This is a genomic window from Roseateles sp. P5_B10 (assembly GCF_056400485.1).
The window spans coordinates 1-4208 of the sequence record NZ_JBFULE010000463.1; the positions used below are offsets into that span (position 1 = coordinate 1).

A 4208-nucleotide genomic window follows, 5' to 3' on the forward strand; every position below is an offset into this window, starting at 1 on the left:
GTCATAGCCCCAGTCCTGGCGCAGGATGCCGCCAATCAGTTGCGGCGACAGCGTGGCCGGGCGGTCAGGGTCGATCTGCGGGTAGACGATGTGGGCCGTCATCATGGCCGGCGCCTGCGAGGCCAGTGCCTTGAAGGGCGCCAGCTCCAGTGCGTTCAGCTCGGCACGCGTCTTGTCGACGGTGGGCAGGGCGTGGTGCGAGTCCACATGCGTGTCGCCATGGCCGGGGAAGTGCTTCACGCAGCAGGCCACGCCTTCGCGCAGCGAGCCACGCATCCACGCAGCCGCGAGACGGCTGACCTCGACCGGGTCGTTGGAAAAGCTGCGCTCGCCAATGACCGGGTTGGCCGGGTTGTTGTTGACGTCGAGCACCGGCGCGAAATTCCAGTTGATGCCCAGCGACTTCAGCCCGCGCGCCACCGCCGCGCCCACGGCCTCGGCCCGGTCGGCGTCACCGCTCGCGCCCAGCGCCATGGCGGACGGCGGCTGCGGCAGGAAGGTCACGCGGACGACCGCGCCGCCTTCCTGGTCGATACCGATCAGCGCCTCGGGTCCCAGCACGTCGATGAGATCGCGCATCAGCGCCTTGACCTCGCCCTCCGTGCCGATGTTCTTGCGGAACAGGCAGACCGAGCGGATCTTCTGCTCGCGCAGGAAGGCGGCCGTGTCCGCATCGAGCGAAGGGCCGGGGATGTCGACCATCACGAGACGGCCGGGATCAAAGTTGCTCATGATCAATGCGTCTTGGTGACTTTGGCCAGGTTGGGCGGGACGTCAGGGTTGAAGCCACGAGCTCGCGCCAGCGCCTCGACCATGGGATAGAAGCTCTGCACGAGGGCGATGGGATCGAGGTCCTCGTTGCCCGTCGTGACCAGCGGCAGCTCGGCGCCGGGCGTACCGATGGGGGCGGCCAGCAGCACGCGGCCACCACGGCTGCGCATTTCCTCGGCGATGGCCAGCAGGCCGGCCTGGGCCGGGCCGCGCGGCGCGAAGATCAGCAGTGGATAGCCGTCGCGCACCAGGGCCATGGGGCCGTGCTTGACCTCGGCGCCCGAGAAAGCCTYGGCCTGGATACCGCAGGTTTCCTTGAGCTTGAGCGCCGCYTCCATCGCGACGGCCAGGCCCGTGCCACGGCCGAGCACAAAGAGGCGGTCCTCGTTCTGCAGCACCGGCAGCGCGGCGCTCCAATCCAGCTTGGCGGCCCGCTCCAACGCGATGGGCAGCACGTTCAGCGCGGCGCGCAGGGCGTCGTCCTGCTGCCAGGCAGCGACGACGCGGGCGCCGGCCACCAGCTGGGCGATATAGCTCTTCGTAGCGGCCACGCTCTTCTCGGGGCCGGCGTGCAGCTCGAACACGTGTTCCGCCGCGGCCGCGAGCGGCGAGCCGCTGGCGTTGACGAAGGCCACCGTGCGCGCACCTCCTTCGCGGAAGAACTTCGTCGGCGCGATCAGGTCGGGGCTCTGGCCGGACTGCGAGAAGGCCATCGACAGCAGGCCCTGGCAGTGGATGCGGCTCTGGTAGAGCGTGATCAGCGACATCGGCAGCGAGGTGACCAGCCGGCCCAGGCGCGCCATGACGAGGTAGGCCAGGTAGTGAGCCGCATGGTCGGAGCTGCCGCGCGCAATCGTCAGCACGCTGCTGGGCGGCTGCTCCTGCAGCGCCTGGCCCAGGCGGGTATAGCTCAGCGGGTCCGCTGCCAGTTGGCGGGCCACCACGTCCGGCGCGCTCAGCGCCTCTTCAAGCATCAACGACGACATCGATCTCTTCACCTTCTACAAACACGCGCCGCAGATTCAGTGCGGCATCCATCACGACCACATCGGCCCAGGCGCCAGCCTCAAGGCGCCCGCGGTCTGTCAGGCCCAGGTATTCGGCGGCCGCGGTCGACACACGCCGCGACGCTTCGGGCAAGGTCAGGCCCACGGTCTGCACGAGGTTGCGCAGCGCCTGGTCCATCGTCAGGGCGCTGCCGGCCAGCGTGCCGTCGGCCAGGCGCACACCGCCCAGGCATTTCTGCACCGTGTATTCGCCGAGGCGGTATTCGCCGTCGGGCATGCCGGCTGCGGCGGTCGAGTCGGTCACGCAGAACAGGCCGGGGATGCAGCGCAGCGCGACGCGGATGGCGCCGGGGTGCACATGCATGAGGTCGGGGATGAGCTCGGCGTGTTCGCCGTGGGCGAGCGCCGCGCCGACCATGCCGGGCTCGCGGTGGTGCAGGCCGGTCATCGCGTTGAAGAGGTGGGTGAAGCCCGCGGCGCCGGCCTGGAGGGCCGCCACGCCGTCGTCATAGCCGCCATTGCTGTGGCCGATCTGCACACGGATGCCGGCGTCGCGTAGCGGGCCGATCAGCGCCAGGTGGCCGACCATCTCGGGCGCGATGGTCAGCACCTTGATGGGCGCGAATTCGTTGAGCCGCTGCACCTCTTCCAGCGTCGCGGGGATGGCATGCGCAGGCTGGGCACCGAGTCGATCAGGGCTGATGTACGGGCCTTCGAGATGCACGCCGAGCACGCGGGCCGACTGGCGGCCGCGCTGGCGGCAGACCGGGCCCAGCGCCTTCAGCGCGGCCTCGATCTCGCCGACCGGCGCCGTCATCGTCGTGGCCAGCAGCGCCGTCGTGCCGTGGCGGGCGTGGCGGCGCGCAATCGTCGCGATGGYGTCGCCGCCCTCCATCGTGTCGCGGCCACCGCCGCCATGCACATGGGTGTCGATGAAGCCGGGCAACAGGATGGACCGGCCGCCCTCGCCGGCGCGCGAGACATCGATGGGCGTGCCGCTGACGGCCGCGATGCGGCCGTGGGCGATGTCCAGGTGGCCGGTGATCACGCCCTGGGGCGTGACGATGTCGCCTTCGAGTCGAAGTTTCATCAGTCCCTGCGCATCTCGGCCACGAAGTCGTAGTAGTCGCTTCGGCAATAGGAATGCGTCAGCTCGACGGCCTGGCCCGAGGACAGATAGCCGACCCGCGTGATGAAGAGGACGGCCGCACCTAACGGCACCTCCAGCAGACCGGCGAGCTTGGCGTCGGCATTCAGCGCGCGGATGTGCTGCAGCGCGCGCACCGGCGCGCGGTCGCCGAGGTGGGTGTAGAGCGAGGCCTCGACCTTTTGCGGGTCGGGCAGCACGGTCTGCGGCAGCACCGAGACTTCGTAGGCCATGACGACCGAGTCGGCCAGGCGCAGGCGCTCCAGGCGGGCGACGCGCTCACCGCTCTTCAGCTCCAGCGACAGCTGCTCGTCGGGTGCCGCCGGCGTGAAGCCGCGCAGCAGCCAGCGCGAGCTGGGCACGAAGCCTCGCTGGTGCAGTTCTTCCGAGAAGCTGGTCAGGCGCGTCAGCGGCTGCTCCAGCTTGGGCGCGATGTAGTTGCCCGAGCCGCGCTTGCGGATGATCAGCCCCTGCTCGACGAGACGGTCGATGGCCTTGCGCGCGGTGACACGCGACAGCTCGAGCTGCTCGGCCAGCACGCGCTCGCTGGGCAGGGCCTCGTCGGCGTGGAAGACCCCCTCGCGGATGGCCGTCGCCAGGCTCTGCGCGAGCTGCATGTAGAGCGGCGACGCCGCATTGGGATCAGGCTTGAAATTGAAGACGGCGCTCATGCGTGGTTCATTTCTTGTTGTTGAATCAACCAGAGCGCGCCGATGACCGGCTCGCCCTGAGATTCGACACGGCGAGACTGCAAGGCCGGGCTGAGGCGCGCGCCCAAGCGCAGCGCGATGCTGCCGGCCAGGGCCAGCGGCAGGGTGGGATGGAGGGCGGCAGCGAGGGCGTCGAGCGCACCCGCCGCCTGCGCCAGCAGCACGCTGGCGGCAGGGTCGTTTTCTTCGTGCTCGAAGACCAGGGGCGCCAAGCTGGCATAGCCCCTCTGCCCGGCTTGGGCACAGAAGCCCAGCATTTCTTCGCGCGTCGCGCCGGTCTGGCGCCAGACGGCCAGCACCAGCGGACCGGCCGGGACGCGGCTGTCGTAGGCGGCTTGAGCAAGCTTCATGGCCTGTTGGCCGAGCCACGCTCCACTGCCCTCATCGCCGATTTGCCAGCCCCAGCCGCCCACCATGCGGCGGCTGCCGTCGGGCAGCAAGGCCTCTGCAACCGAGCCGGTGCCTGAAATCAACAGTGCACCGGGCTGGCCGCCATGGGCGCCCAGCAGGGCGACGAGGCCGTCGGTGACCAAACTGAAGCGAGCCACGCCGGGGTTGGCCGCAACAAAGGCC

At 69.8% G+C, this 4208-nt stretch carries 5 protein-coding genes; all 5 read right to left on the reverse strand.

Features of this window, described 5'->3' with window-relative positions:
• Nucleotides 1-732: glycoside hydrolase family 3 protein (locus tag AC1DU6_RS21915; RefSeq protein WP_477859585.1), on the reverse strand; the 732-nt coding region annotated here is incomplete at its 3' end.
• Between the two features lie 2 nt (nt 733-734).
• On the reverse strand, nt 735-1757 hold the full coding sequence (locus AC1DU6_RS21920; RefSeq protein ID WP_477859587.1) for an SIS domain-containing protein: 1023 nt from the start codon (nt 1755-1757) through the stop codon (nt 735-737).
• Nucleotides 1738-2868 carry an N-acetylglucosamine-6-phosphate deacetylase gene (gene nagA / locus AC1DU6_RS21925; protein ID WP_477859589.1) on the reverse strand — a complete coding sequence of 377 codons (1131 nt, stop codon included), beginning with the start codon at nt 2866-2868 and terminating at the stop codon, nt 1738-1740. The genes AC1DU6_RS21920 and nagA overlap by 20 nt, the downstream gene beginning before the upstream one ends.
• The gene (locus AC1DU6_RS21930) at nt 2868-3596 is read right to left on the reverse strand and encodes a GntR family transcriptional regulator (RefSeq protein ID WP_056194626.1); all 729 of its coding nucleotides are present in this window, start codon (nt 3594-3596) and stop codon (nt 2868-2870) included. The genes nagA and AC1DU6_RS21930 overlap by 1 nt, the downstream gene beginning before the upstream one ends.
• The coding region (locus AC1DU6_RS21935) for a glucosamine kinase nucleotide-binding domain-containing protein (protein WP_477859591.1) at nt 3593-4208 on the reverse strand (616 nt) is incomplete at its 5' end. The genes AC1DU6_RS21930 and AC1DU6_RS21935, both read right to left, overlap by 4 nt.